The sequence below is a fragment of the Aquabacter sp. L1I39 genome (assembly GCF_017742835.1).
Lineage (GTDB): Bacteria > Pseudomonadota > Alphaproteobacteria > Rhizobiales > Xanthobacteraceae > L1I39.
In genome coordinates, this window is the sequence record NZ_CP072392.1 from 2,507,742 (window position 1) to 2,532,005 (window position 24,264).

Here is a 24,264-nt window from a genome sequence, read left to right on the forward strand (position 1 = left end):
AGGGAGGATCAGGGGCGGATTTCCACCACCGGAATGCGCGGGATGGCGCCGGCCGCGAACGCGCTGAGATCCACCTCCAGGAAGTCGGTGTCGAACCGCACGGGCACGTCGAAGAGGAAGCCCGCGCTCACCCGCGCCCCGGCGGGCGGGGCATGGCCGGGCAGGAAGGTGACGAGGCCGGTTGAGGCATCGCAGGCGAAGGTGCCGGCCGCCTTTTCCCCCCCCGCCACCGCCACCCGCACCGAGCCCGCAACCGGCTTGGCGATGGCGCGCACATAGGGGGCGTGAAGGGCGCCATAGGTCTTGGCGAGCTGGAACACGCGGGTCGTGCCATCGCCGGTGCCCAGCGTCTGGTCGCCGGGTGCGAGGAGCGTGCCCGGCGGGGCGGAGGAATGGTCCAGCCGGTCGCGCCAGCGGAAGCCGTGGAGGCGCCCGCGCCGCTCCTCGAAGAAGACGAGAACCTCATGCAAGGCGGCGAAGGTTTTCACGCCCATGCCGGCATCGAACCGCCGCCGCGAATCAGCACGCCGCGTGTTGCGTTCTTCCCGGCCCGTGGCGGTGGCGACGATCTCCGTGGCCCGTTCGGGGCCGCCGGACGCGCCCAGCGCCACATCGAGAGGGAACAAAACCTCATGAAAGGTGGGCATAGCGTTTCATTCCTGCGAAAACTGCCACTTTTCTAATATTGGACGTCTTGACATAGTTTTCGCTGGCGCCTTGACTTTCACATCCTTGTCGAAGGTGGAGCCAGAGCATGGCCACGAAACCCGCAAAGACGCCCGCAGCGAAGGCGCCGACAAAGGCGCCGGCAAAGCCTGCGAAGGCAAAGACGGCAGAGCCCCCGAAGGTCGAGGCTCCTCCTCCGGCGGCACCGGTGGCCACCGCAGCGAAGAAGCCGGCGGCCAAGAAACCGGCGGCGCCCAAGGCAGCCAAGCCCGCCAGCAAGCCGGCGGCGGAAAAGGCCGCCGCTCCGCCCCCCGCCGCTCCCGTGGCCGCCGAAGCAAAGGCCGCGAAGGCGCCTGCAAAGCCGACCAAGCCAACAGCCAAGGCACCAGCAGCGAAGGCGCCGGCTCCCAAAGCTGTTTCGGCCAAAACCGCGCCCGCCAAAACCGCGCCCGCCAAGGCTGAGAGCAAGACCGCCGCCATCAAGGCCGCGGCCACCAAGCTCGCGGCGGCAAAGGCAGCCAAGCCGCCGGAGGGCAAGGCCGAAGCGAAGAAACCTGCGGCCAAGGCCGCACCAGCGAAGCCCGCAAAGGCAGAGACACCGAAAGTGGAGGCCCCCAAGGCCCCCGCGAAGAAGGCGGCGCCCAAGGCGGCCGCGAAGCCCGCTGCAAAGGCCGCTGAAGCCCCGGCACCGAAGGCGCCTGCTTCCAAGCCACCAACGGCAAAGGTGCCCGCGGCAAAGACAGCCACCAAGGCGGCGAAGCCGGCTGAGGCCAAGTCTGCGGGAGCCAAGTCTGCGGAAGCCAAGCCTGCGGAAGCCAAGGCCCCCGCCAAGGTCGCGAAGGCAGAGGCCAAACCTGCAGCCAAGCCCGTGGCCAAGCCCGTGGCCAAATCTGCTGCCAAGCCTGTTGCCGAGCCTGCCGCAGCGCCGGCGCCGAAGGTGGAGGCCAAGGCCGAAGCCAAGCCGAAGGTCGCGGCCAAGCCCAAAGCCGCAGCGAAGCCGAAAGGCGGCAAGGCGTCCTGAGAGGCGGGCCTCCCGGCCCGTACCTCCCGCTTGGCCGGGCGGCTCGCCCGACCGCGCCAACTGCCCCTGCGGAGGCCCGGCATCGGGCTTTTCGCTGTGCGGCCCTTCCACTATCGTGCGGCCGAACGGCCTGGCGACCGGCCCCGCATGGAGAACATCCTCCCGCGACCGGGCAACGGGCCAAGTGGCTGGAGCTGTGTGTCCGAAGCATGCCATCGGGCCAGCCTCTGGCACTGTGGAGCGTGCCCATGACGACCGGCCTGATGCGGACCTTCTCCCTCGCCTGCCTCGGCTTGGCGACGACCGGCCTGGTAGCGATCAGCCTCGCGCCGGCCATCGGCCATGCGCAGGCCACGACGCCGCTGCCATTGTCCTCCCTGACCCTCAACCCGCCTGCGTCAAGCGGAACAGCCAAGGCGGGCACCACGGCGAAGACGGGCACCGCCTCCAGCTCTTCGAGCAGCAGTGGCGGAAAGATGAAGTCGTGTGACCAGTTCGGGCCGGGCTTCGTGCTCCAGCCCGGCACCGACACCTGCGTGCGCATGGGCATGACGCTGCGCCTTGATGCGGGCACCGGCCGCACGCTCGGCAATGCACCCAATCCCGGCAACAACAATACCGACATGGGCACGTCCAGCGCTTCCAGCTCGGACGCGTGGAAGAATGCCCGCTGACAGGCCGTAGCGCGGGATCACGCCCCCCGCTGCCCCCGCGCCACCGCCCGCGCCACGAGGCCCGAGAGATAAACATCGGAGCGGCGGAAGGCGCCGGGATCGGGCGTGGAGACGTTCACCACCACGGAAGTGGCGCCACCGCCGCCCTCGGTGCGCACGCCGAGCCGTCCATCGGCGCCGCGCGCCAGAGGCAGGATGGCCTCAGCGCCCCGCTCGCCCATGAGGCCGAGCCCGCCAGCCATGGGGAAATAGGTGGGCGCGGCGACCACGCCGCCTTGGGCGAAGGGGCGCACCTGAAACCCACCCGTCTCTCCCGCCAGCACGCCGCCTTGCGCGAAGGGCCGCACCGCGACGCCCGCGCCGCCATTGGAGAGCACCCCGCCCCGCGCAAAGGCGGTGCCGGACAAGAGGCCCTCCAGCAGCCCACCGACACCCTGTTCCAGCGGCTTCAGCGCCGCATTGAGGGCAAGGCTGGAAAGCCGCTGGCCGACCATGCCGATCACATCGCCCACATCCTTGCCCTTCACGGCAACGGCGGTGAAGGCATCGGCAAGGGTGGAGGCGAAGCTTCGCGTGGTGCGCTCGGTGTCGGTCAGTTCCGCGCGGAAGGCGCGGGTGTCGGCCTCGATGGCCACCGAGACAGTGTCGATAGGGGCGTCCAGCTCCGCCATGGGAAACTCCTTTTTCAACGGGTGTCGGGAAAGCGGCGCAGGAGATCCTCCAGGCCGGCGCGATCGAGGGCGGGGGCGGCCGGCACAAACGGCCCCATGGCCGCCGCCAGCTCGCGCGGGGTCATCCGCCAGAAGGCATCGGGGGCGAGCCGCAGAAGGCCGAGGCCGGCGGCCATGGCCGCCTCCCAGGGGAAGGGCCGCGCGGGCGCCCTCACGCCTCCTGCGGCATGTGAGGGTCCGGCGGCACACCGCCCTCCCCCGCCGTGCCGAATGTGGCGGCGAGAAGCGCGCCCACGAGCCGCGCGGCGCCCACCGCCCCGCCCTCGAAGCGCAGGCTCGCAACCTCTTCGGCCCGCGTCGGCGTACCCGCCCCGGAAAGGCCGGCGGCGAGGATCATCATGGCCTCGCGGGCCGAAAGCCGCCCGCGCTCCAGCCGCTCGGCGAGCGCGATCAGATCATCAGCGCCAAAGGCGGCTTCCAGCTCCGCCAGGGCACCCAAGGTGAGGACGAGAATGCGCGGGCGCCCATTGATGAGCGCCTCCACCTCGCCGCGCCGGGGATTGGCCATGGGGCTCTCCACGCTCAAAGGGCGGTGAAGGTGAGTTCGCCCGCGCTTTCCAGCGTCAGGTCGAACGTCACCTCGCGATCATGGTTGGCGGCGATCTCCAGGGCGGTCACCTGGAACGGGCCGGCCACCGTGCCGAAATCGGGGATCACCACCTGGCAGGTCTTCAGCGACCCGTCGAAGAAGGCGGCGCGCACGAGAGCGTCGGAGGCGGCGTCCTTGAACACGCCGGAGCCGGAGATGGAAGCGCGCTTCACCGCCGCCCCGCCCAGCAATTCGCGCCACTGGCCGGCGGATTCGGCATTGGTGACGTCCACGCTCTGGGCGTTGAAGGCCAGCGTTCGGGAGCGCAGGCCCGCCACGGTGGCGAATGCGGTTCCATCATGGATTTTCAGCAGCAGGTCCTTGCCCTTTTGCGCGGCCATCGCGGCCTCCTCTTGCGGGATGTCAGACGGCCTCGGTGACGGCGCGGAAGCGCACCAAGGCATGGAAGGTGCGGCCCTCCTCCTCGCGCCGGATCTCGGCGCTGGTGGCGCGCAGATTGGCAAGGCGATGGCCGGACAGACTGAGGGGCGCATCATGCAGCGCCTGCTGCACGAGGTCCGCCAAGGCGTGGGCTTCCGCCCGGCCGGCGGCGCGGGACCAGATGTGCAGGGTCAGCATCTGCTCGCTGCCCGCCTCGGTGGCGGTGGACCAGTCGGAGACCACCGCTTCGCCCAAGGTCACGAAGGGAAAGGCGGCCGTGGCGGGCGGCGCGTCATGGATGCGCGCGCCGCCCAGCGCCGCGCCGAGGGCGGCATCCGAGGCGAGGCGCGCATGAAGCGCCGCGCGCAAGGCGAGGGCCGCCTGCATGGGGGCGGGAGGCGCGCTCATCGGCGCCCCCTCAGGTCCGCCGCCGCCGGCAGCAGCCAGGGCGTTGGCGGCGTGTCCAGCGTGCCGGTCTCGCGGGCGATGGCACCGGGATCAGCGGACCCCACCAGCACCCGGTCGCCCTGTTCCTCCACACGCGGCACGACGCCGCCCGCTTCGATGCGCTGCGCGAGGGCCTCCCCCGCCTGAAGGCGCGCGCGACGGGCGAGCGGGGCCTCCAACGCGGTGGCAAGCCGGGCGGCGAGCGCCGTGCCGCCGGAAACCGTGGCGGTGATCCTCATGGCTGTTCCTCCCGGCAGCGGCAGCGGCTGAAACGGCCCCGATTGTCGGGATCGCTCACCGCCTCCACGGCGAAGATGCGCGTGCCCAAAACCAGCCGGTCGCCGGGCTGGAGGGTGTTGGGCGCCCGCACGGTGATGCGATGGACGAGCACGCCCACCCGCTTCTCGGCGGAGAGATCGCCCTCGGCCGAGAGCGTCTCCAGCGCGCCCCACAACTGGTCGATGGTCAGATAGGTGCGCGAAATCCCGCCCATGCCATCCGGCAGGTCGACGCCGGTCTGGTGGGAGAAGCGGTGGCGCAGGGCGCCGGGGGCGGTCACAGTCGCACCAGGCGATAGGGCCGCAGCAGCGCCTCCACCGGCTCGGGCAGGCGGCCGGCGCCGGTGGCGGCGTCGCGGTTCTCATAGAGGTGCGCGGTGTGGAGGCGCACGGCCTGGATCAGGTCCGCCGGCACCTCGGCGGGCGTTGCGCCATATCCGAGCGTCAGGTCCAGCTCGATGCCGCCGAGCGTCCGCGTCGGGCGCGGGGCGCGGACGGGATCGAAGCCGATCAAAGCCGGCGCCCGGTCCCGCCGCAAGGTGAAGAGATCGAGCGGCAGCGTCGCGAAGGCGGTGCCGCTAAAGACACGGGCGGCGAGCACCGCCCGCACCGGGGCGAGCGGGGCGAGGATGAGGCCGCTCAAAGGCCAGGCATCCCGCGTCACCCGCCAGGTCTGGGTCATGAGAATGCGCCCGCTGGCGCTCTCGATGGCCTGCCGGGCGGCGGTGATGAGGGCGGCGAGAAGGCTGTCCTCCGCATCATGGTCGATGCGCAGGAAGGCCTTGGCCTCGGCAAGGGTCAGCGGCTCGGCGGCGGGGCCGGTCAGGCATTCGGGCACGGAAACCTCCGGGAGGAAGCCGGACGCACGCAGCCTCCGGCGATGGAATTGACGGCGCGGCGCAGGAGGGCCAGAAAGCGGCCGATGACGCCCCTCTCCTTCCTCCGCGCCCGCGCCCTTGGCGCTGCGGCCTTCGTTCTCGCGCTCGGCGCGGGTCCCGCATCCGCCATCGTGGGCGGGGGGCCGGCGCCGGCCGAGGTGGCGGCCCGCACGGTGCTCATCGTCTCGACGCGTGGCGCCTCCTGCACCGGCACGGCGCTGGCGCCGGACCTGGTGCTCACGGCGGCCCATTGCGTGAAGCCGGCGGCGGACTATGCGGTGGCGCTCCTGGGCGGCGGGGCGCCCCGGCTCATTCCGGTGACCGGCGTGGCGGTGCATCCCTCATTCGCAGACGACCAGTTCCGCACCCGCCGGCCGACGCCGGATCTGGCGGTGATCCGCCTCGCCGAACCTCTGCCGGCGAGCATCCGCCCGGCCCGGCTCTCCACCTCCGGCCTGCCGCCCAAGGGGGCGATGTTCCTGGTGGCCGGCTATGGCATGAGCGCCGACGGAGCGGAAAAGACCGCCGGCACGCTGCGGGCGGTCTCGCTCCCTTCCATCGGCACCACGGGGGGCATCATGGCGCGCCTCTCACCCTCCGAAGGGACGGCGGGCGCCTGCACCGGCGACAGCGGCGGCCCCGCCTTCGCGGACGGAACGGTCGCGGGCGTGGTGAGCTGGGTCACGGCGGCCGGCGGCGCGCGCGGCTGCGGCGGCGTCACCGGCATCACTTTGGTGGGCCTGTTCTCGGACTGGATCCGGTCGGCGGCCGCCAAGCTCGGGCGGCCGCTGGGGGAGTAGAGGGGCCGTCACGGTTTCAGGCCCCATCCTGCTCCGCCCCGTTCCTAGCCTGCCCCTCCCAGTCGTCCTCGCGTCACACTCCCCTTTCCCCCCTCCCCACCCCTCCCCCACTTTCGTGGGAGAGGGAGTTTTGGGCGCGTCGGCGGGTAGGGTCTCTCATCCGACCATCCACCCCGCCGCCCCTCCCCACGCCAAGCGCGTTTCCCTCTCCCGCGAGAGCGGGGGAGGGCCCGGGAGGGGGCAAAGGGCAGCGAGGGAGGGGGCCAGATGCTGGAGCATTCAAGCGCGGCGACATCCACACCACTGGAAGCCTGCCGCTTTGCCCGACCGGCCCCCCTCCCCAACCCTCCCCCACTTCGTGGGAGAGGGGGAAAGGGCGGCCGTGCCGGAGCGGTCCCGCCGTCAGCTCGCCGCGAACTTCAGCAGCTTGGCGGCGTCGAAGTCCTGGATGCCGCCGCCCACACGCTTGGTGGTGTAGAACAGCACATAGGGCTTGGCGGAATAGGGGTCGCGCAGCACCCGCACCCCGGCGCGATCCACCACCAGATAGAACCGCCGGAAATCGCCGAAAGCGATGGGGAAGGCGCCGTCCGCGATGTCCGGCATCTCCTCGCATTCGGCGATGGGAAAGCCCAGCAGGCTCGCCCCCTGCCCCGCCACGGCCGGCGGGGTCCACAGATAGGTGCCGTTCTCGTCCTTCAGCTTGCGCACCGCCGCCTGGGTGCGGCGGTTCATGACGAAGCTGGCATTCTGCCGGTAGCCGCCCTTGAGCGCATAGACGAGGTCCACCAGCGCGTCGGAAGCATTGGTGGCGGAAAACGCCCCGGCGGCGCCGGTGGCCACATAGCCCACCTTGTCCCAGGCCCAGGCGCTCTCGGCGGCCTTGGTATAGGCCAGGAACCCCTTGGGCTTGGCCACCCCGTCGCCGGAGACGAAGGCGGCGCTCTCCTGGTCGGCGAAGGCGATGTCCACCTCCCCGGCGATCCAGGCCTCCAGGTCCACCGCCGCGTCATCCAGCAGCGGCTGGGTGGCGGCGGGCTGGGCATAGAGCTCCATGGCGGGGAAAGAGAGTTCCGCCAGCACCGGGCTGTCGGTCTGGGGGCGGGCGGCGGTCTCGGCGGCCCAGCCGGAAGCCGGGCCGGTCTTCATGAACGGCTTCTTGTAGGTGCCGCCGCCAATGGTGATGACGGTGGCCAGCCCCCGGATGGGCGAGAGCAAGGACAGGCGCCGGCCGATCTCGTGCTCGGTCTGGGCGGGCACCAGATAGCCGCCATCGGCGCCCGAGCCCACGGTCATGGCCTTGCCTTCCATGGCCTTGGCTTCCAGCGCCTTGAGGCCGCCCGCCTCGCCATGGCGCACATAGGTCTCGAAGGCGCCCACATGGGCATCCGCCGCGAGCGCACGGTTGGGCGCGCCGAGGCCGGGGCGGGCCGCCTTGGTGGCGAGCGCATCGAGCCGCGCCTTCTGCGCGTCGAGGGCGGCGTCGAGGCGGGCGAGCTTTTCCTCCAGCAGCACGTCGGGCGCGCCGCGCCGCTCGATCTCGGCGAGGCGCTGGTCATTGGCGGCGCGATAAGTGTCGAAGGCCACCATCAGGTCCTCATGCTCGGAAAAGGCGCCGGGGCTCGTCACCTTGGTCTCGGGGGCGGCGAAGGGATGGGTCATGGACAATCCTCAGGGTTGAAGGCGAACCGCCCCGGCGGGACGGGAGGCAGGAAAGGCAGCCGGCATCGCCAGGGCGAAGCGGGCCTGGGGCTGCATGGGGAAGGTCACGACGGAGACTTCCCACAGATCGATGCGGGCGATGCGGCGCACGCGGCTGCGCGGATCGGTGCGGGCGGCGGCCGCCTTGAAGCCGATGGACAGGCCATCGAGCGCGCCGACGCGGGCAAGGTTCATCACCTCCCGCCCGCGCCGCACATCAAGGGCGAGGCGGCCGCGCACGAAAAGGCCGTGCTCGTCCTCCGCGATGTCGGTCCACACGCCGATGGGCTCGGCCGGATCGTGCTGGTAGAGCAGCCGCACGCCGGCCGCGCCCCGCGTTTCTAGGGAGCGGGCGAAGGCGCCGGGGGCGATGCTGTCGCGGCCGAGATCCACCCGGTCGAACAGGCAGGCATAGCCCTCGATCCAGCCCTCCGCATCCGCCTCCACCGCCCGCCGAACGGGCGGGCGCAAGGTGCGGGCAAAGCTCATGCGGGGTCCTTTCCGCCCGCGCCGGGCTTGCGGCGCTTGCCGCGCTCCAGGCGCTCCAGAGTGGCGACGAAGTCGCGGAACACACCGCCCGGCGCCGGTGCCGGGGCTGGCGCCTGGGCGCGGCGAAGGGTGGGCCCGAGCGCGCGAATGCGCGGCGCGGGCGCCTTCTGGAAGGGGACACGCATGCCGAATGTCTCCGAGGGAGGATGGAAGGCGAAAGGGGCGCGGGCTCAGCGGGCGCGCGGGAAAGGTTCACCCGTCATTGCGGGCGTTGAAGCGGGCCAGCTCCCGCACGAAGGCATCAAGCCGCTCGGTGGCGCGGGAAAGGGCGGCAAGCGCACGCACCGCCACCAAAGTGGCGCTGCCGGCCCATAAGAGAAGCGCGAGATGGGCGAGATCGCCCCGCTCGGCGAAGGCGCGCAGAAGGGCGTCCATGGGCAGGCCCGCCGCCGGATTCATGGATGCGGCCCATAGCCCACGGCGGCGCGCTTCTCGTCCTCGGTGAGGAAGGCGGCGGCGCCCACCCGCGCCCAGAGGTCCGCGCGCTCGGCGGAGAGCGCCTCAACCTGGTCGAGGTCCGGCACGAGAGTCAGATCCCCGCCATAGGCCGGCGCCAGCCAGGCGGACAAGGCCGCGCCGATGCGCCGGACCATGGGCAGCACGGTGAGCCGCCACAAGGCGCGGTTGGCCTCGGCATAATTGGCGAAGGTGTTGTCGCCGGGCAGGCCCAGCAGCATGGGCGGCACGCCCACGGCGAGCGCGATCTCGCGCGCCGCATTGGCGCGGGCGGCCTCGAAATCCATGTCCTTGGGGCTGAGGCCCAAAGGCTTCCAGTCGAGCCCGCCTTCCAGCAGCAGCGGCCGGCCGGCATTGGCGGCGCCCTGGAAGCTCGCCTCCAATTCCTCCTTGAGGCGCTGGAACTGGTCCTCGCTCAAGGTGCCCGCCCCGCCATAGACGAGGGCGCCGGAGGGCCGGGCGGCATTGTCGATGAGCGCCTTGTTCCAGGCGGCCGAGGCATTGTGCAGGTCCAGCGCGCGGGCGGCGGCCTCCAGCGGGGGAAAGCCGTAATGATCGTCCAGCGGGTTGAAGGCGGCGATGTGGAGGATGGGCAAGGCGGTGCCCCCCTGCGTCTCCATCCCCTCCTGGGCAATGCGCAAGGTGCGCCCATCCAGCACATAGTCGAAGGCTTCCGGCCAGCCATCGGGGCCGGGCACCACCTTCACCCGGTCGGGCCGCAGGATGTGGATCTCGCGGGGCGCGCCGTCCACGCAGACGAGCTCCAGATAGGCATTGCCGGCCACCAGGAGATGCCCGCACACCGCCTCCACCAGGTCCGGCCCGCGCAGGCGGGGATTGGGATTGGCGAGGAGCGCCAGGAGCGGATGGCGGTCCAGCTCGCGCCCCTCTTCCATCAGCACGAACGGCACCGAGCCCGCCGCCTCGGCGACGAGGCGCACGGCGCGGTGGGCGATGGCATTGCGGGCATAGCCCTCGCGGGCAAGGCCGGCATAGTCGCAAGGCGACCAGCGCGCCTGGCCGTGGCCGAACAGGGCGACAAGCGCGGCGGTCCGGCTCGCCTTCACCTGGGGCGGACGGGGCCGGAAGGGCGCGAGAAGGGTGCGGAACATGGCGGTCTCCGAAGGGGGCGGGCGATGCGGCAAAGCGGGCGCGCCCGGCGGCGGCGGTGTCGGATGTGGTTTCACCCCTTTGTCCCTTCGCCTCCCGCCCCCTCCCCGGCCCTCCCCCGCTAGCGGGAGAGGGAGGGTGGCCGGCCAGCGGCGAGGGTCAGCAAAGCATGGCGGGCGGCATAAGGCGGCGGAGCCGGCGGACGGTCCTCCTCCCCCCGCGCGACCTGCCCCCTCTCACGCCAAGCGGGGGAGGGTTGGGGAGGGGTTACAGGGGCCAGATCAGCGCCCCGGGAACGCATGGGCGCCGGGACACGGCGAGAAAAGCACAAGCCGACCGCTGGCCGCGCCGGCCCCCTCCCCGGCCCTCCCCCGCAAGCGGGAGAGGGAGGGGGACCGGCCAGCGGCGAGGGACAGCAGAACCGGCGGCCGGCATGGGGCGGCGGAACTGGGCGCACCGCCCTCCGCCCCGCGCGCCCCGCCCCCTCTCCCGCAAAGCGGGGGAGGGTTGGGGAGGGGGCAAACGGGCCAGATCAACGCCACGGCAACGCACGGGCGCCGGGACACGGCGAGAAAAGGACCAGCCGACCGCTGGCCCCAGCGGCCCCCCTCCCCGGCCCTCCCCCGCAAGCGGGAGAGGGAGGGGGGCCGGCCAACGGCGAGGGACAGGAGAGAATGGCCGACGGCGTGGGGCGGCGGAGTAGAGGGGACGGTATCGACCCCGCGCGACCTGCCCCCTCCCCCGCAAGCGGGAGAGGGAGGCCCGGCCGGCCAGCGGACCCATGGCCGAACGGACAAGCGGACCGGCGGCCTTCCAGCGCCCCTCACAGCCCCCGCACGCGGGGCGCGGGGGGGCGGGGGCCGAGGGCGAGGGCGGTGACGGCCCAGACGAGGGCGTCGAGCCGGTCCGGCGAGCGGCCGTTGGAGAGGCCCTCGGGGGCGAAGTCGCACAATTCGTCTTCGAGCGCGGGAAAGGCGCCCGCATGGCGCACACGGCCCTGCTCGTAGAGGGCGGCCACCGGCTCGGCGCGCAGATATTTGCCGCGCGTGGCGCGCACTGGCTCCACCGGGACGGCGCCATCCACCTCGGCGATGACGGCGCGCACCATCTCGCCGCCCTGGTTCACCTCCACCACGATGCGATCGGCGCAAAAGCGCTGATAGAGCGCGACCGCGCGGCTCGCCCATTGCACCGGCGTGAGGCCGGCGGCGCTGTCATCGGCCAGCACATGGACGATGCCCTCCCGGTCGATGCCGGCGCAGACGAGGCCGCAGGCATCGGCCCCGGCACGGGAGGAAGCGGGCGGGTCCACCGCCACCACCACCCGCACCAAGGGCGGCGGGGCGGCCTCGCGGGCGGCTTCCAGGCGCGCGCGGGTCCACAGGGCGTCGGGCCGGTCCTCCAGGATTTCGCCGTCCAGTTCCTGCCGGCCGAGGCGCGTGCCGCCATAGCGGGTGAGCACGGCGGCGAGAAAACCGGGCGCCAGAAGCCGGGCATTGTCCGCCGTGCGGGCGCGGCTCACCGCCGTGGTGGGATCGGTCAGGAGGCGCTTGACCAGGGGGGTGGGGCGCGGCGTGGTGGTGATCATCTGGCGCGGCTGGTCGCCCAGGCGCAGGCCGAATTGCAGCATGTCGAAGGTGGCGTCCGCCCGGCGCCACTTGGCCAGCTCGTCCAGCCAGGCGGCCTGAAATTGCGGGCCGCGCAGGCTTTCCGGGTCTTCCGCTGAAAAACCCTGCGCCACCGCGCCATTGGGCCAGACGAGGCGGCGGCGGGCGGCTTCCCAGCGGGGGCGCTCGTGATTGGGATGGATGGCGAGGAGGCCGGAGACGCCGTCCACCATCACCTCGCGCACATCGGCCATGGTCTCGGCCACCAGGGCGATGCGCGCGACCGGCGCGGTGGCAAACGGCGGTCGGCCGAAGGCGAGGCCCCGTACCCATTCGGCGCCCGCCCGCGTCTTCCCGGCGCCCCGGCCGCCCAGCACCAGCCAAGTGGTCCAGGGCGCGCCGCCCTGGGCGAGAGAGGGCGGAAGCTGATCGGGCCGGGCCCACAATTCCCACTCATACAGCAAGGCGGCCATGGCGGGATCGGCCAGCAGCGCCATCAGTTCGTCAGGTGTTTTCTCCTTCGCGCAGCGCCTCAAGGCGGCGCGCAAGCTCGCGGCGGAAGGTGTCGAGGTCGAAGGCAATGGCATCCTCCCGGTTTTCCGCATCCACCGGCCGGCGGGGGCCGGAGGCGGCCTCCAGCGCCTTCAACTCCCGCAGCACCCGCGCCAGAACCGCCAGCGTGCGGGCATCGCGCTCCGCGTCGGCGGCGAGGCCATCGGTGCGGGCGAGGCGGGCCTCGATCTCGTCCACCTGCATCTCGGCGGCGCGCCACAGGCGCTCCACCAAGGCGCGGCGGCGGGCGGGCAGGAGCAGCGAGGCGCGGCGGCTGGTGCGCCGGCGCGGCAGCGGGGCCTTGATGGCGATGCCGTCCGGGCCGGGGGCATGGTCGATCCAGTAATAGGTGCGCCCGGTGGACAGGCCCGTGCGGGCCACGATCTCATGGATGGGCACGCCGTCCTGGTAGAGGGCGCGCACGGTCGCCGCGACGCCGGGGGACGGTTCGCTCATGGGGACATCCGCTCTGGAAGAAGAAAGGCCGCAGAGGCGGCGCCTCAGGCGCACCTCTTGAACATGGACAAACCCTAGCGGAGGAGCGCACCGCTGTCAAGACGTTATTCCTAGGAATTTTCACAGCCATATATGCAGGGATGACTGGCGGCCCGATGCAGGCGTGCTATGCCTTGCCTCCTGGAACAGGAGAGGCCGCATGAGCGCCGTTCGGGACGTCCATTATTACGAGCCGGCCAAGGGCCACGGTTTGCCGCACGATCCCTTCAACGCCATCGTGGGGCCGCGCCCCATCGGCTGGATCTCCACCCGCGCGGTGGACGGGACGCTGAATCTGGCCCCTTATTCCTTCTTCAACGCCTTCAACTACACCCCGCCTTTGGTGGGCTTTTCCAGCACCTCCTGGAAGGACACGGTGGCCAATATCGAGGCGACGGGGGAATTCTGCTGGAACCTAGCCACCCGCGACCTGGCGGAAGCCATGAACGCCACCTCCGCCTCGGTGGGGCCGGAGGTGGACGAGTTCGCGCTCGCCGGCCTCACCCCGGCGGAAAGCCGCAAGGTGGGCGTGCCGCGCGTAGCGGAAAGCCGGGTCTCGTTCGAGTGCCGCCTCGCCCAGCTGATCCGCCTGACCGACGCGGCCGGAACGCCCGTGGATGCCTGGCTGAGCATCGGCGAGGTGGTGGCCGTGCACATCGACAAGGCGCTGTTGAAGGACGGCATTTACCAGACCGCTGAGGCCCACCCTATCCTGCGCGCCGGGGGACCGGCGGCCTATGCGGAGGTGAGCCCGGAGATCATGTTCGACATGCGCCGGCCGAGATAGGGGGACAGGGAGGGAGCGCGCCCCACCCCTCAGCCTTTGAGGAAATCCGCCCGCATGGGCGTGAACACGTCCACCAGCACGCCCGGCTCCACGCAGATGGCGCCGTGATGGACGCCGGAGGGGACGTAGAAGCTGTCGCCGGCTTTCAGGCGGGCCGTCTTGCCGTCGATGGTGATGTCGAACACCCCGCTCTCCACGGAGGTGATCTGCACATGGGGGTGAGAGTGCGGCACGCCGCCCGGCCCCGCCTTGTCGAACATGACCCGCACCATCATGATCTCGTCATTATAGGTGAGGATCTGCCGGCGGACGATGTCGTCCACCCGCTCCACCGGGGCCTCGTCGACGAGGCCGAACACGTCGCCCTTGCGGGACATGAGATTGCTCCTTGAAATCCGTAGGGCGTTTGGATGGCCCCTGCCCGTCTCTTGCCGGTCCGTCTTTTGCCGGTCCGTCTTTTGCCTGCCCGTCTCTTGGCCGTCATGCCCGGGCTTATCCCGGGCATCCACGCCTCTGTCCTAAGCTTGCCCCGGCGGAGCCCCGTGGATGGCCGGGACACGCCCGGCCATGACGCCGATGGCTCCTCACACCATACCCATCCTGCCGCGCATGGGGATCGGCTTTACCGGGCGAGCCAACCGCCGTCCACCGGCAGCACGATGCCGTGCACGTAGCTGGCGGCGGGGGAGGCCAGGAACACCGCCGCCCCACCCAGTTCGTCCGGCTGGCCCCAATGGCCGGCGGGGATGCGGGCGAGGATGTCGGCGGAGCGCTTGGGGTCCTCGCGCAGCGCCTGCGTGTTGTTGGTGACGAAATAGCCGGGCGCGATGGCATTCACATTGATGCCTCGCCCCGCCCATTCGCACGCCAGCAGCTTGGTGAGGCCGGCCAGCCCGCTCTTGGAGGCCGTATAGGAGGGAATGCGGATGCCCCCCTGGAAGGACAGGAGCGAGGCGACGTTGATGACGCGCCCGCCCTTGCCATCCGCCAGCCAGCCGCGCGCAAACGCCTGGGTGAGGAAGAAGACGGACTTCAGATTGACGTCCATCACCGCGTCCCAATCGGCCTCGGTGAAATCCACGGCATCGGCGCGGCGGATGATGCCGGCATTGTTGACGAGAATGTCCACCCGTCCGTCCTGCGTGGCCTCTTCCACCACGCGGGCGATGGGTTCGAGCGTTGAAAGGTCGGCCTTGATCGCCTGGAACGGCACGCCGGCGGCCTCCACCTCCGCCTGGGTCTCGTCCATGGCGGAGCGGCCCACCGCCACGATGCCGGCCCCGGCGCGCGCCAGCGCCACCGCGATGGCGCGGCCAAGGCCGGTATTGGCGCCGGTGACCACCGCGCGGCGGCCGGAAAGGTCAAAGGGAGACGCGATCATGGCGCTCACTTCAGCTGGTCCATGGCCACCATGTCCATGTCCGTATAGTCGATATTGTCGCCACCCATGCCCCAGATGAAGGTATAGGCCCGCGTGCCGACGCCGGAATGGATGGACCAGGGCGGTGAGATCACCGCCTGCCCGTCGGCCACCACCAGGTGGCGCGTCTGGTCCGGCTCGCCCATGAGATGGATGACGCGGGCATCCGCCGCCACGTCGAAATAAAGATAGACCTCCGAGCGGCGGTCATGGACGTGGCAGGGCATGGTGTTCCAGATGTTGCCGTCGTCCAGCTTGGTCATGCCCATGACCAATTGGCAGGACTTCACCACGTCGGGATGGATCATCTGGTAGATGGTGCGCCGGTTGGCGGTGGCCTGGTCGCCCAGCACCATGGCCTTGGCCTCGGCGATCTTCACCACCTTGGTCTCGTAGCGGGCATGGGCCGGCGTGGAGAGCAGATAGAAGCGGGACGGATTTGACGCATCGTCGGAGGAAAAGACCACCGACTTGGTGCCCTGCGCCACATAGAGCGCATCCCGGTGGCCGAGCGCGTAGGAAACGCCATCCGCCTCCACCTTGCCCGGCCCGCCAATATTGAACACGCCCAGCTCGCGCCGGTCGAGGAAGTTGGGCGAGCCGATGGTAGCCTTGTCGCTCTCCAGCGTCAGCGGGGCGTCGGTGGGGGTGGCGCCGCCGATGACGAAGCGCTCCACATGGGAATAGGTGAGTTGCACGGTGCCGGGCTCGAACAGGCCCTCCACCAGGAAATGCTCGCGCAATTCCTCGGTGTCGAAATAGCGCACGGCGTCGGGATGGCTCACATGGCGCACATCGGAAATCATCATAAACCTCAATGAAAGACAGGCGCCGTCAGCGGAAGACGGACGGCAGCCACAGGGAAACCGCGGGCACATAGGTGACGATCATCAGCACCGCGATGGAGGCGCCGAAGAAGGGCCAGATGGTCTTCATGGCCTCGCCGATGGAAATCTTGCCCACCGCGCAGCCCACGAAGAGCACCGAGCCCACCGGCGGGGTGTTCAGCCCGATGCCCGCGTTCAGGATCAGGATCACGCCGAACTGCACGGGGTCGATGCCGAAGGCCTTGATGAGCGGCAGGAAGATGGGAGTGCAGATGATGATCATCGGCGCCATGTCCATGAAGGTGCCGAGGATCAGAAGCAGGATGTTGATGAGCAGCAGGATCACATACTTGTTGGACGAGACCGACTTCATCAGCTCGATGACCGCCGCCGGCACCTGCAGGAAGGCCATGAGCCAGCCGAAGGCAGCGGCGGTGCCGATCACGAGGAGCACCATGGCGGTGGTGCGCACGGCGCCGAGCGTCGCATGCCAGAAGGTCGGCAGGTCCAGTTCCCGATAGACCAGAACCGTCACCAGCAGCGCATAGAGCACCGCGATGCAGGAACTTTCCGTGGCGGTGAAGATGCCCGAGCGCACGCCGCCGAAGATGATGCCGATGAGCAGGATGCCCGGCACCGCCGCCACCACGGCGCGCAGCACGCCATACCAGCCGGGAAAGACGCCGGCCGGATAGCCGCGCCGGATGGCCACCACATAAGCGGTGATCATCATGGCCGCCGCCAGCAGGATGCCCGGCACGATGCCCGCCGTGAACAAATCGGCGATGGAAATGGTGCCGCCGGCGGACAGCGAATAGATGATCATGTTGTGGGACGGCGGGATCATCAACGCGATGATGGCCGAGTTCACGGTCACATTGACCGCATAGTCCTTGGCATAGCCGTGGCGGGCCATCTGGGGGATCATGATGCCGCCAATGGCGGAGGCATCCGCCACCGCCGAGCCGGAAATGCCGCCGAACAAGGTGGAGGCCACCACATTCACCTGGCCGAGCCCGCCGCGCAGATGCCCCACCATCGAGGCCGCCATGCCGATGAGACGGTCGGCGATGCCGCCGCGCATCATCAGGTCGCCGGCAAAGATGAAGAAGGGAATGGCCAGCATGGAGAAGGCGTTCATGCCGGAATTGACCTGCTGGAACACCACCACGGGCGGCAGGTCCAGATAGAGCACGGTCGCCAGCGAGGCGAGGCCCAGGCAGAAGGCCACCGGTGTGCCGATGAGAAGCAGGAGGGTGAAGACCCCGAACAGGATGGTCATGGCCATGGCGTGTCTCCCCGGCCTCAATCGATGGGATGTTCGGCACCGAGCGGTACCGCGGGGACAGCCGGGGCGATCAGGTCGCACAGCAGCTTTTCAAACGAGAACAGCGCGATGAGCACGCCACCGCCGGCCAGGGGGAGATAGTCAACGCCCTGGGGCAGGTCGATGCCGGCCATCTTGGCGGTCCAGGTGCCCATGGCCAGCTCCCAGCCATAGACGGCCATGCAGAGGCCGAAGACCGTGATCAGCACATGGGTGGTCAATTGCATGACCCGGCGCAGCCAAGGCGGGGCGAAATGCAGGCCGATCTCGAAGCCCAGATGGTCGCCCTCGCGCACGCCCACCGCCGCGCCGAGCAGGATGAACCAGCTCATCAGCAGCAGGGAGAAGGGCTCGGTCCAGCTCGGAGAATCGTTGAGGATGTAGCGTCCCGTCACCTGCCAGGCCACAGCCGCGGTCATGGCGAGCAGGCCGAGGCCGGAGACCCAGAGCGCGATGCGCGAGAGCCAGCGCACGCCATGGCGCAAGGTGAGAAGAAAAGAGGAACCCATGTCGCGGTCTCTGGCGAGGGAAAGGTGAGCCATATGCGGCGTCCGCGTCCGAAGGCGGAGGAAAAGGCGGCCCGGCGCACCGGGCCGCCGGCACGTCACTGGGTGGCGCGGATGCGCTCCACCAGGCTCTTCATTTTGTCGGAGGTGACGAACTTGTCGTAGACCGGCTTCATGGCATCGATGAAGGGCTTCTTGTCCACTTCATTGATGAGCGCGCCGCCCTTGATGACGACGGCCTTGGCGTCGGCGTCGCGCTTGGCCCACAATTCGCGCATCTTCAGCGTCGCTTGCTTTCCGGCATCCTTGAAGATGGCCTGGTCGGCGGGCGTCAACTTATCCCAGGAGCGCTTGGACATGACGAACACTTCCGGCGCCATGGAATGCTCGGTGAGCGAATAGTATTTCGCCACCTCGTAATGCTTCACCGATTCATAGGACGGATAGTTGTTTTCCGCACCGTCCACGAGGCCGGTCTGGAGCGCGGAATACAGCTCGCCGAACGGCATGGGCGTGGCATTGGCGCCGAGCGCGTTGATCATGGCGATGAAGAGGTCCGACTGCTGGACGCGGATCTTCATGCCCTTCATGTCTTCGAGCGTCTTGATGGGCTTCTTGGAATTGTAGATGGAGCGCGCGCCGCTATCGAAGAAGCCGAGCACGATCAGGCCGTGAGGCTCGAACGCCTTGGCGATCTCCTCGCCCAGCGGGCCGTCCACCACCTTGTACATGTGGTCCACCGAGCGGAACAGGAAGGGCAGGCCCAGCACCGCCGTCTCGGGGATGAGGTTGTTGAAGGGGGCGGTGTTGACGCGGTTCAGGTCGATGACGCCGAAGCGGGTCTGCTCGATGGTGTCCTTCTCCTGGCCGAGCTGGCCGGAATTGAACACCTGCACCTTGATGCGGCCATTGGTCTTCTGCGAGACCACTTCGCCGAAATACTTCACCGCCTCGACGGTCGGATAGCCGTCCGGATGGATGTCGGCGGACCGCAACGTCACGCTTTGGGCGGCGGCGGGCACCACTGAGGCAAGGCTGAGCGCGGCGGCCAGCGCGATGGCGTGGCGACGGGTGAGCATGGGCATTCTCCCTAGAGATGCGGCTTGTTGGCGGAAGGACCCTTTGCGGGCCCTGTTCTTGTTGGGACCGGCGAACCGATCCAGTATGCGGCGGAGGTTGAGTTCCGCCTCGATCGGCCCTACTTGTATGGTAGTGTCGACTTGTATGCAACTATGGAGGTCCCGTGGACGCCATCAGAGTCCCGACGTCCGGTTCGGCGGCCCAGCGTGTGGAGGCCGAGCTGCGGCGGGCGATCGTGACGCTGGCGCTGCCGCCGGGCACGCGCCTGTCCGAGCAGGAGATTGCGGAGCGCGCCGGCGTCTCCCGCCAGCCCGTGCGCGAGGCGCTCATTGGCCTTGCCCGCACGCGCCTGGTGGAAATCCTGCCCCAGCGCGGCACGGTGGTGGTGAAGATCTCCGTCCGCAAGATGATGGAGGCCCGCTTCGTGCGCGAGGCCATCGAGACCGCCGTGGCGCGCCGCGCCGCCGAGGGCTTCGACCGCTCCGCCCGTGAGCGCGTCGACGATCTCCTGGACCTCCAGGCCAAGGCCGCCGCGCGCGAGGACCACGAGACGTTCCAGCGCTATGATGAGATGTTCCACGCGACGCTCGCGGAAGGCGCCGGCTGCGGCCTCGCCTGGGAGGCCATCGCGGACATCAAGGCCCATATGGACCGCGCCTGCCACCTGACGCTGGCCGGGTCCATGGCCCCGCTGGTGGACCAGCACCGCGCCATCGTCACCGCCGTGGATGCGGGCGACCCCGACGCGGCGGGCGCCGCCATGCGCGCGCATTTGAGCGAAATCCTGCGCGCCTTGCCCCGCATCGAGGCGGAGCATCCCGATTTGTTTGAATAGGGGATGTTCGGGAGCGGACGGTCCGCCGACGCCTCCCTCTCCCGCCTGCCCCCAGCATGCCCCCTCCCCACCCCTCCCCCGCTGCGCGGGAGAGGGAGCAAGGGACTGCCCGGCGAGGCGCATGCGCGCATGCGCGCCAATGGGATGAGACAGCAGCCGCCGCTCTCCCTCCGACACCGTCCCGCTCCCTCTCCCGCTTGCGGGGGAGGGCTGGGGAGGGGGAAAGGGACAAGCGACGCCAACGTAAATTCCTGGCCGCGAATGCAGCGCTCCCACCCCGCCAGGGAGGTGGCCTTCCATCGTGCTCTCGTCAGCGGTGGCCACCTCTAAGGCGAGCGCATGCCATGCCCCCTCCCCAACTCTCCGCCGCCTTTCCCCCTCCCCAACCCTCCCCCGCTTCGCGGGAGAGGGAGCAAGGACATGACCGGCGGCGCGGATGCGCTCCCGTCCGGCGGACGAATGAGGCAGAAGCCGCCGCTCTCCCCCCGACACCGTCCCGCCCCCTCTCCCGCTTGCGGGGGAGGGTTGGGGAGGGGGAAAGGCGCAAGCGACGACAGCGGACTTCCGGGACAGCGAAAACACCGCCCCCCCAATCAGGAGCGCACCCTCCGCCTTCTGCGCGCCCCTTGCCATCACATCACCGCGCCGATCTGCCAGGGCACGAATTCCGCGTCCCCATAGCCCAGCGCCTCGGACTTGGTGCGCGCGCCTGAGGCCACGCGCACCAGGAGGTCGAAAATCTCCCGGCCCTTCTCCTCCAGCGACACGCCGTCGAGGACATCGCCGCAATTGATGTCCATGTCCTCGGTCATGCGGGCATAGATGTCGGAATTGGTGGCGAGCTTCAAAGACGGCGTGGGCTTGCAGCCGAAGGCCGAGCCGCGCCCGGTGGTAAAGGCGATAAGGTTCGCCCCGCCCGCCACCTGCCCCGTGGCCGCCACCGGGTCGTAGCCGGGCGTGTCCATATAGACGAAGCCCTTTTCCGTGACCGGCTCGGCATATTCATAGACCGCGCGCAGGGTCTCCGAGCCGCCCTTGGCGGCAGCGCCCAGCGACTTTTCCAGGATGGTGGTGAGCCCGCCCGCCTTATTGCCGGGCGAGGGATTGTTGTTCATCTCGCCGCCCAGCTTGGAGGTGTAGTCCTCCCACCAGCGGATGCGCGCCACCAGCTTCTCGCCCACCGCCCGGTCGGCGGCGCGGCGGGTGAGGAGGTGCTCGGCGCCGTAGATTTCCGGCGTCTCCGAGAGGATGGAGGTGCCGCCATTGCGCACCAGGAGGTCCGAGGCCACCCCCAGCGCCGGATTGGCGGTGAGCGCCGAATAGCCGTCCGACCCACCGCACTGGAGCGCCAACACCAGTTCCGACAAGGGCCGCGTCTCGCGTTTTTGGGCGGCGGCGACCGGCAGCATCTCCTTCAGCGCGCCGACGATGTGATCCACCGTGCGCCGCGTGCCGCCCTCGTCCTGGATGGTCAGGGTGCGGAAGGCGTCGGTCTCGTCCACCTGGTAGTCGGACTTGAAGCGGGCGATCTGGAACATCTCGCAGCCCAGCCCCACCATCACCACCGCCGCGAAATTGGGATGGGTGGCATAGCCCCACAGGGTGCGGGAGAGGATGTCGAACCCCTCCCCCTTGGAGGCCATGCCGCAGCCGGTGCCGTGGATGATGGGCACCACCCCATCAATGCCGGGATAGTCGTCCAGCAGCCCCGAGCGCTCCAAGGCGGCGGCGGCGAAGCGGGCGACGGAGGCCGAGCAGTTCACCGAGGTGAGGATGCCCAGATAATTGCGCGTGCCGGTGCGCCCGTTGGAACGGCGATAGCCCTCGAACGTGCCGCGCAGTTCGGGCGGCAGCAGCGCCGGCGGGCGGGCCTCGGCGGCGAAGGCATAGTCGCGGTCGAAATCGTGCAGCACCACATTGTGCACATGCACATGGTCGCCGGGCGCGATGGCGCCCGAGGCAAAGCCGATGATCTGGCCGAACTTCAGGATGGGCGCGCCATCGTTTATGGGCGCCAACGCGAATTTGTGGCCGCGCGGAATGCGGCCCGTGGCCACCACGCCAGCCACCGCCAGCCCCTCCGGCACGGTGTCGAGCGCGACAGCCACATTGTCCTTGGGGGAGAGGCGCAAAGTGCGCGGCGCAGGGCCGGCAGCCTCCGGCGCGCCCGCTTCGGATCGCAGATCCAGCTCTCCCATCCGGCTCCTCCCCACCTGGCGCTCTGCGGCGCCTCGTTGACGTTGGTGATATGCTAATATATTAGTACGTCACCAAGAACAAGTAAAGCGTGTCACGGGGAGGACTGCCGGTGCTGCTGAAGAGCCGGGAGCGGGGGTCGGAGAGCCTGCGCGGCGTGCCCGCGTCCGCCCGCATTCACGCGGCGCTGCGCGAGCAGATCCTCGGCATGGAGATCCGCCCCGGCACCGCGCTCCAGGAAAAGCAGATCGCGCTCGCCTGCGGCGTCTCCCGCACGCCGGTGCGCGAGGCCATCCTCAAGCTCGCCGACGAGCGGCTGGTGGACATCTTCCCCCAATACGGCACGTTCGTCTCGCGCATCTCCATTCCCGCCGTGCGCGACGCCATGGTGATCCGCCAGGCGCTGGAGCGCACGGCCGTGCGGGAAGCCGCCGCCCGCGCGCAGGTCGAGGACATCGCCCGCCTCAACGCCACGCTGGCCGCACAAAGGGCCGCCCACGAGGTGGAGCGCCTCGCCGATTTTCACGAGCAGGATGAAGCTTTCCACCAGCTCATTGCCGAGATTTCCGGCCACCCCAATCTCTGGCGGGTGGTGCGGCATGAAAAGGCGCAGGTGGACCGCTGCCGCATCCTCACCTTGCCCGCCACCGACCGGCGGCTTTCGGTGATGGCCGAGCACGCCGCCATCATCGCCGCCATCGCCAAGGGGGATGCGGACGCCGCCGAGGCCGCCATGCAGGCGCATCTCGGCCGCGTGGTGCCCAGCGTGGACGAGCTGGCCTCCGCCCACCCCGATTATTTCGAGCCCTCCGGCGCGCCGCCCACGCCCGCCCCTCCGCCGGCACCGGCCGGGACTGAAACCTCGGCACGCCCAGAGACACCGCGCAAAGTCACGACACGCCCCAGAAAGAGGTGAGACCCGCCATGTCCAACACCGCCCCGGGCCTCCATCCCGACCGCCTGTTCCCGGCCGATCCCACCGTGCGCGGCATCGCCCGCCGGCTCTACGAGCAGGTCAAGGACCTGCCCATCATCTCCCCCCACGGCCACACCGACCCGCGCTGGTATGCGGAGAACGCGCCCTTCCCCGATCCGGCCCAATTGTTCGTGGTGCCCGACCACTACATCTTCCGCATGCTCTATTCCCAGGGCGTGGCGCTGGAGGATCTGGGCGTGCCGCGCCGCGACGGCGGGCCGGTGGAAAAGGACGGGCGGGCCATCTGGCGGCGCTTCGCGGCCCATTACCATCTCTTCCGGGGCACGCCGACCCGGCTGTGGCTGGACCATGCCTTCTCCACTTTGTTCGGCATTGACGAGCGGCTGACCCCCGGCAATGCGGACCTCATCTACGACACCATCGCGGCGGCGCTGCGCACCGACGCCTTCCGCCCCCGCGCCTTGTTCGAGCGCTTCAACATCGAGGCCATCGCCACCACGGAGAGCCCGCTCGACGAATTGAAGTGGCACCAGATGATCCGGGAGTCCGGCTGGGGGGGGCGGGTGGTGACCGCCTATCGGCCCGACCCGGTGGTGGACCCGGATTTCGAGAATTTCCTCGGCAATCTCGCCCGCTTCGGCGAGCTGACCGGGGAGGATACCCTCTCCTGGTCCGGCTATCTTGCCGCCCATCGCAAGCGCCGCGCCTTCTTCAAGACCTTCGGCGCCACCTCCACCGATCACGGCCACCCCACCGCCCGCACGGCGGACCTCACGACCGCCGAGGCGGAAGCCCTGTTCGCCCGCGTCACCTCCCCCCATGCGGACCCGCAGGACGCTGAACTCTTCCGCGCCCAGATGCTCACGGAAATGGCCCGCATGTCGCTGGAGGACGGGCTGGTGATGCAGCTGCATCCCGGCTCCGTGCGCAACCACAATGGCGGCATCTTCGCCCGCCACGGCCGCGACATGGGCGCCGACATTCCTTCCGCCACCGATTATGTGCGCGCCTTGAAGCCCCTGCTCGATCGCTTCGGCAATGAGAAGGACCTCACCCTCGTCCTCTTCACCCTGGACGAGACGGCCTATTCCCGCGAGCTGGCCCCGCTCGCCGGCCATTATCCCATCCTGCGCCTCGGCCCGGCCTGGTGGTTCTTCGACAGCCCGGAGGGCATGCGGCGCTTCCGCGAGCTGACCACCGAGACCGCCGGCTTCTACAATACGGTGGGCTTCAACGACGACACCCGCGCCTTCCCCTCCATTCCCGCCCGGCACGATGTCTCCCGCCGCGTGGACTGCGCCTTCCTTGCGGAATTGGTTGCCACCCATCGCCTCGGCGAGGACGAGGCCCATGAGGTCGCCCACGACCTCGCCTACCGCCTCGCCAAGTCCGCCTACAAGCTCTAAGACCCCGC

The 24,264-nt window shown here is 69.8% G+C and carries 31 protein-coding genes; 7 read left to right on the forward strand and 24 right to left on the reverse strand.

What is annotated here, in order from left to right:
* Nucleotides 1–8 precede the first annotated feature (8 nt).
* Both J5J86_RS10965 and J5J86_RS10970 read right to left on the reverse strand, forming a co-directional pair.
* Nucleotides 9–647 carry a DUF2460 domain-containing protein gene (locus J5J86_RS10965; RefSeq protein WP_209104926.1) on the reverse strand — a complete coding sequence of 213 codons (639 nt, stop codon included), beginning with the start codon at nucleotides 645–647 and terminating at the stop codon, nucleotides 9–11.
* Nucleotides 631–933, reverse strand: coding sequence for a hypothetical protein (locus J5J86_RS10970; protein ID WP_209104927.1), 303 nt, complete (start codon nucleotides 931–933; stop codon nucleotides 631–633). Before J5J86_RS10970 ends, J5J86_RS10965 begins: the two co-directional genes overlap by 17 nt.
* A gap of 55 nt (nucleotides 934–988) precedes the next feature.
* Between J5J86_RS10970 and J5J86_RS10975 the strand changes: the two genes are divergently transcribed.
* Together J5J86_RS10975 and J5J86_RS10980 are read left to right on the forward strand one after the other, a co-directional pair.
* Complete coding sequence (locus J5J86_RS10975; protein ID WP_209104928.1) at nucleotides 989–1,687, forward strand: hypothetical protein; 699 nt, start codon at nucleotides 989–991, stop codon at nucleotides 1,685–1,687.
* Nucleotides 1,688–1,935: 248 nt separating this feature from the next.
* Nucleotides 1,936–2,361: a porin gene (locus J5J86_RS10980; RefSeq protein ID WP_209104929.1), complete on the forward strand. Its 426-nt coding sequence runs from the start codon at nucleotides 1,936–1,938 to the stop codon at nucleotides 2,359–2,361.
* A gap of 17 nt (nucleotides 2,362–2,378) precedes the next feature.
* Here the strand turns inward: J5J86_RS10980 and J5J86_RS10985 are convergent, their stop codons facing one another.
* From J5J86_RS10985 to J5J86_RS11020, 8 genes are read right to left on the reverse strand one after another with little or no spacing between them, the layout of a single operon-like run.
* On the reverse strand, nucleotides 2,379–3,032 hold the full coding sequence (locus J5J86_RS10985) for a phage tail tape measure protein (RefSeq protein WP_209104930.1): 654 nt from the start codon (nucleotides 3,030–3,032) through the stop codon (nucleotides 2,379–2,381).
* A 14-nt stretch (nucleotides 3,033–3,046) separates the two neighbouring features.
* Complete coding sequence (locus J5J86_RS10990; protein ID WP_209104931.1) at nucleotides 3,047–3,208, reverse strand: rcc01693 family protein; 162 nt, start codon at nucleotides 3,206–3,208, stop codon at nucleotides 3,047–3,049.
* Nucleotides 3,209–3,243: 35 nt separating this feature from the next.
* Nucleotides 3,244–3,600, reverse strand: a complete 357-nt coding sequence (locus J5J86_RS10995; RefSeq protein ID WP_209104932.1) for a gene transfer agent family protein — start codon at nucleotides 3,598–3,600, stop codon at nucleotides 3,244–3,246.
* Between the two features lie 14 nt (nucleotides 3,601–3,614).
* Nucleotides 3,615–4,022 (reverse strand): phage major tail protein, TP901-1 family, encoded by a 408-nt coding sequence (locus J5J86_RS11000; protein ID WP_209104933.1) that lies wholly within the window; start codon nucleotides 4,020–4,022, stop codon nucleotides 3,615–3,617.
* A gap of 22 nt (nucleotides 4,023–4,044) precedes the next feature.
* Complete coding sequence (locus J5J86_RS11005; RefSeq protein WP_209104934.1) at nucleotides 4,045–4,470, reverse strand: DUF3168 domain-containing protein; 426 nt, start codon at nucleotides 4,468–4,470, stop codon at nucleotides 4,045–4,047.
* A complete protein-coding gene (locus J5J86_RS11010; protein ID WP_209104935.1) occupies nucleotides 4,467–4,748 on the reverse strand; it encodes a hypothetical protein in 282 nt (93 codons plus the stop codon). The genes J5J86_RS11005 and J5J86_RS11010 overlap by 4 nt, the downstream gene beginning before the upstream one ends.
* Nucleotides 4,745–5,068: a head-tail adaptor protein gene (locus J5J86_RS11015; RefSeq protein ID WP_209104936.1), complete on the reverse strand. Its 324-nt coding sequence runs from the start codon at nucleotides 5,066–5,068 to the stop codon at nucleotides 4,745–4,747. Before J5J86_RS11015 ends, J5J86_RS11010 begins: the two co-directional genes overlap by 4 nt.
* Nucleotides 5,065–5,625 (reverse strand): head-tail connector protein, encoded by a 561-nt coding sequence (locus tag J5J86_RS11020; RefSeq protein WP_209104937.1) that lies wholly within the window; start codon nucleotides 5,623–5,625, stop codon nucleotides 5,065–5,067. Before J5J86_RS11020 ends, J5J86_RS11015 begins: the two co-directional genes overlap by 4 nt.
* Before the next feature lie 84 nt (nucleotides 5,626–5,709).
* Between J5J86_RS11020 and J5J86_RS11025 the strand changes: the two genes are divergently transcribed.
* A complete protein-coding gene (locus J5J86_RS11025) occupies nucleotides 5,710–6,465 on the forward strand; it encodes a S1 family peptidase (protein ID WP_209104938.1) in 756 nt (251 codons plus the stop codon).
* 402 nt (nucleotides 6,466–6,867) lie between these two features.
* Here the strand turns inward: J5J86_RS11025 and J5J86_RS11030 are convergent, their stop codons facing one another.
* The 7 genes from J5J86_RS11030 to J5J86_RS11060 form a co-directional block, all read right to left on the reverse strand.
* Entirely contained in the window at nucleotides 6,868–8,127 is a 1,260-nt protein-coding gene (locus J5J86_RS11030; protein WP_209104939.1) for a phage major capsid protein, read from the reverse strand.
* 9 nt (nucleotides 8,128–8,136) lie between these two features.
* Nucleotides 8,137–8,655, reverse strand: a complete 519-nt coding sequence (locus J5J86_RS11035; RefSeq protein ID WP_209104940.1) for an HK97 family phage prohead protease — start codon at nucleotides 8,653–8,655, stop codon at nucleotides 8,137–8,139.
* Nucleotides 8,652–8,840: a hypothetical protein gene (locus tag J5J86_RS11040; RefSeq protein ID WP_209104941.1), complete on the reverse strand. Its 189-nt coding sequence runs from the start codon at nucleotides 8,838–8,840 to the stop codon at nucleotides 8,652–8,654. The genes J5J86_RS11035 and J5J86_RS11040 overlap by 4 nt, the downstream gene beginning before the upstream one ends.
* Before the next feature lie 67 nt (nucleotides 8,841–8,907).
* Nucleotides 8,908–9,114, reverse strand: coding sequence for a hypothetical protein (locus tag J5J86_RS11045; RefSeq protein ID WP_446698672.1), 207 nt, complete (start codon nucleotides 9,112–9,114; stop codon nucleotides 8,908–8,910).
* On the reverse strand, nucleotides 9,111–10,283 hold the full coding sequence (locus J5J86_RS11050; RefSeq protein ID WP_209104942.1) for a phage portal protein: 1,173 nt from the start codon (nucleotides 10,281–10,283) through the stop codon (nucleotides 9,111–9,113). Before J5J86_RS11050 ends, J5J86_RS11045 begins: the two co-directional genes overlap by 4 nt.
* Before the next feature lie 821 nt (nucleotides 10,284–11,104).
* The gene (locus J5J86_RS11055) at nucleotides 11,105–12,385 is read right to left on the reverse strand and encodes a DNA-packaging protein (RefSeq protein ID WP_209104943.1); all 1,281 of its coding nucleotides are present in this window, start codon (nucleotides 12,383–12,385) and stop codon (nucleotides 11,105–11,107) included.
* Nucleotides 12,386–12,392: 7 nt separating this feature from the next.
* Entirely contained in the window at nucleotides 12,393–12,896 is a 504-nt protein-coding gene (locus J5J86_RS11060; RefSeq protein WP_209104944.1) for a hypothetical protein, read from the reverse strand.
* 199 nt (nucleotides 12,897–13,095) lie between these two features.
* Between J5J86_RS11060 and J5J86_RS11065 the strand changes: the two genes are divergently transcribed.
* Nucleotides 13,096–13,722, forward strand: a complete 627-nt coding sequence (locus J5J86_RS11065) for a flavin reductase family protein (RefSeq protein ID WP_209104945.1) — start codon at nucleotides 13,096–13,098, stop codon at nucleotides 13,720–13,722.
* 29 nt (nucleotides 13,723–13,751) lie between these two features.
* Here the strand turns inward: J5J86_RS11065 and J5J86_RS11070 are convergent, their stop codons facing one another.
* The 6 genes from J5J86_RS11070 to J5J86_RS11095 form a co-directional block, all read right to left on the reverse strand.
* Nucleotides 13,752–14,099, reverse strand: coding sequence for a cupin domain-containing protein (locus J5J86_RS11070; protein WP_209104946.1), 348 nt, complete (start codon nucleotides 14,097–14,099; stop codon nucleotides 13,752–13,754).
* A 245-nt stretch (nucleotides 14,100–14,344) separates the two neighbouring features.
* A complete protein-coding gene (gene kduD, locus J5J86_RS11075) occupies nucleotides 14,345–15,103 on the reverse strand; it encodes a 2-dehydro-3-deoxy-D-gluconate 5-dehydrogenase KduD (protein ID WP_274706720.1) in 759 nt (252 codons plus the stop codon).
* A gap of 5 nt (nucleotides 15,104–15,108) precedes the next feature.
* Complete coding sequence (gene kduI, locus J5J86_RS11080) at nucleotides 15,109–15,948, reverse strand: 5-dehydro-4-deoxy-D-glucuronate isomerase (RefSeq protein WP_209105353.1); 840 nt, start codon at nucleotides 15,946–15,948, stop codon at nucleotides 15,109–15,111.
* A gap of 28 nt (nucleotides 15,949–15,976) precedes the next feature.
* Nucleotides 15,977–17,257 (reverse strand): TRAP transporter large permease, encoded by a 1,281-nt coding sequence (locus J5J86_RS11085; protein ID WP_209104947.1) that lies wholly within the window; start codon nucleotides 17,255–17,257, stop codon nucleotides 15,977–15,979.
* Between the two features lie 17 nt (nucleotides 17,258–17,274).
* Nucleotides 17,275–17,805, reverse strand: coding sequence for a TRAP transporter small permease (locus J5J86_RS11090; protein ID WP_209104948.1), 531 nt, complete (start codon nucleotides 17,803–17,805; stop codon nucleotides 17,275–17,277).
* A gap of 95 nt (nucleotides 17,806–17,900) precedes the next feature.
* A complete protein-coding gene (locus J5J86_RS11095; protein WP_209104949.1) occupies nucleotides 17,901–18,881 on the reverse strand; it encodes a TRAP transporter substrate-binding protein in 981 nt (326 codons plus the stop codon).
* A 164-nt stretch (nucleotides 18,882–19,045) separates the two neighbouring features.
* Here J5J86_RS11095 and J5J86_RS11100 point away from each other — a divergent pair, with 164 nt between their 5' ends.
* Entirely contained in the window at nucleotides 19,046–19,717 is a 672-nt protein-coding gene (locus J5J86_RS11100; protein WP_209104950.1) for a GntR family transcriptional regulator, read from the forward strand.
* Nucleotides 19,718–20,349: 632 nt separating this feature from the next.
* On the opposite strand, the gene J5J86_RS11105 is transcribed toward J5J86_RS11100, so the two are convergent.
* On the reverse strand, nucleotides 20,350–21,915 hold the full coding sequence (locus tag J5J86_RS11105) for a UxaA family hydrolase (protein ID WP_209104952.1): 1,566 nt from the start codon (nucleotides 21,913–21,915) through the stop codon (nucleotides 20,350–20,352).
* 110 nt (nucleotides 21,916–22,025) lie between these two features.
* On the opposite strand from J5J86_RS11105, the gene J5J86_RS11110 reads away from it, so the two are divergent.
* Nucleotides 22,026–22,829 (forward strand): GntR family transcriptional regulator, encoded by an 804-nt coding sequence (locus J5J86_RS11110; protein WP_247658329.1) that lies wholly within the window; start codon nucleotides 22,026–22,028, stop codon nucleotides 22,827–22,829.
* Between the two features lie 8 nt (nucleotides 22,830–22,837).
* On the forward strand, nucleotides 22,838–24,256 hold the full coding sequence (gene uxaC, locus J5J86_RS11115; RefSeq protein WP_209104960.1) for a glucuronate isomerase: 1,419 nt from the start codon (nucleotides 22,838–22,840) through the stop codon (nucleotides 24,254–24,256).
* The last annotated feature ends 8 nt before the right edge of the window (nucleotides 24,257–24,264 follow it).

Bases quoted from the DNA above. Each gene is read 5' to 3' on its own strand.
- J5J86_RS11070 (WP_209104946.1), bottom strand. From the start codon at position 14,099: ATGTCCCGCAAGGGCGACGTGTTCGGCCTCGTCGACGAGGCCCCGGTG.
- J5J86_RS11065 (WP_209104945.1), top strand. From the start codon at position 13,096: ATGAGCGCCGTTCGGGACGTCCATTATTACGAGCCGGCCAAGGGCCAC.
- J5J86_RS11090 (WP_209104948.1), bottom strand. From the start codon at position 17,805: ATGGGTTCCTCTTTTCTTCTCACCTTGCGCCATGGCGTGCGCTGGCTC.
- J5J86_RS11010 (WP_209104935.1), bottom strand. From the start codon at position 4,748: ATGAGGATCACCGCCACGGTTTCCGGCGGCACGGCGCTCGCCGCCCGG.
- J5J86_RS11055 (WP_209104943.1), bottom strand. From the start codon at position 12,385: ATGGCGCTGCTGGCCGATCCCGCCATGGCCGCCTTGCTGTATGAGTGG.
- J5J86_RS11040 (WP_209104941.1), bottom strand. From the start codon at position 8,840: ATGCGTGTCCCCTTCCAGAAGGCGCCCGCGCCGCGCATTCGCGCGCTC.
- J5J86_RS11095 (WP_209104949.1), bottom strand. From the start codon at position 18,881: ATGCTCACCCGTCGCCACGCCATCGCGCTGGCCGCCGCGCTCAGCCTT.
- J5J86_RS10995 (WP_209104932.1), bottom strand. From the start codon at position 3,600: ATGGCCAATCCCCGGCGCGGCGAGGTGGAGGCGCTCATCAATGGGCGC.
- uxaC (WP_209104960.1), top strand. From the start codon at position 22,838: ATGTCCAACACCGCCCCGGGCCTCCATCCCGACCGCCTGTTCCCGGCC.
- J5J86_RS10985 (WP_209104930.1), bottom strand. From the start codon at position 3,032: ATGGCGGAGCTGGACGCCCCTATCGACACTGTCTCGGTGGCCATCGAG.
- J5J86_RS11035 (WP_209104940.1), bottom strand. From the start codon at position 8,655: ATGAGCTTTGCCCGCACCTTGCGCCCGCCCGTTCGGCGGGCGGTGGAG.
- J5J86_RS11000 (WP_209104933.1), bottom strand. From the start codon at position 4,022: ATGGCCGCGCAAAAGGGCAAGGACCTGCTGCTGAAAATCCATGATGGA.
- J5J86_RS10980 (WP_209104929.1), top strand. From the start codon at position 1,936: ATGACGACCGGCCTGATGCGGACCTTCTCCCTCGCCTGCCTCGGCTTG.
- J5J86_RS10965 (WP_209104926.1), bottom strand. From the start codon at position 647: ATGCCCACCTTTCATGAGGTTTTGTTCCCTCTCGATGTGGCGCTGGGC.
- J5J86_RS11060 (WP_209104944.1), bottom strand. From the start codon at position 12,896: ATGAGCGAACCGTCCCCCGGCGTCGCGGCGACCGTGCGCGCCCTCTAC.
- J5J86_RS11105 (WP_209104952.1), bottom strand. From the start codon at position 21,915: ATGGGAGAGCTGGATCTGCGATCCGAAGCGGGCGCGCCGGAGGCTGCC.
- J5J86_RS11085 (WP_209104947.1), bottom strand. From the start codon at position 17,257: ATGGCCATGACCATCCTGTTCGGGGTCTTCACCCTCCTGCTTCTCATC.
- J5J86_RS10990 (WP_209104931.1), bottom strand. From the start codon at position 3,208: ATGGCCGCCGGCCTCGGCCTTCTGCGGCTCGCCCCCGATGCCTTCTGG.
- J5J86_RS11005 (WP_209104934.1), bottom strand. From the start codon at position 4,470: ATGAGCGCGCCTCCCGCCCCCATGCAGGCGGCCCTCGCCTTGCGCGCG.
- kduI (WP_209105353.1), bottom strand. From the start codon at position 15,948: ATGATTTCCGATGTGCGCCATGTGAGCCATCCCGACGCCGTGCGCTAT.
- J5J86_RS11030 (WP_209104939.1), bottom strand. From the start codon at position 8,127: ATGACCCATCCCTTCGCCGCCCCCGAGACCAAGGTGACGAGCCCCGGC.
- J5J86_RS11050 (WP_209104942.1), bottom strand. From the start codon at position 10,283: ATGTTCCGCACCCTTCTCGCGCCCTTCCGGCCCCGTCCGCCCCAGGTG.
- J5J86_RS11025 (WP_209104938.1), top strand. From the start codon at position 5,710: ATGACGCCCCTCTCCTTCCTCCGCGCCCGCGCCCTTGGCGCTGCGGCC.
- kduD (WP_274706720.1), bottom strand. From the start codon at position 15,103: ATGATCGCGTCTCCCTTTGACCTTTCCGGCCGCCGCGCGGTGGTCACC.
- J5J86_RS11045 (WP_446698672.1), bottom strand. From the start codon at position 9,114: ATGAATCCGGCGGCGGGCCTGCCCATGGACGCCCTTCTGCGCGCCTTC.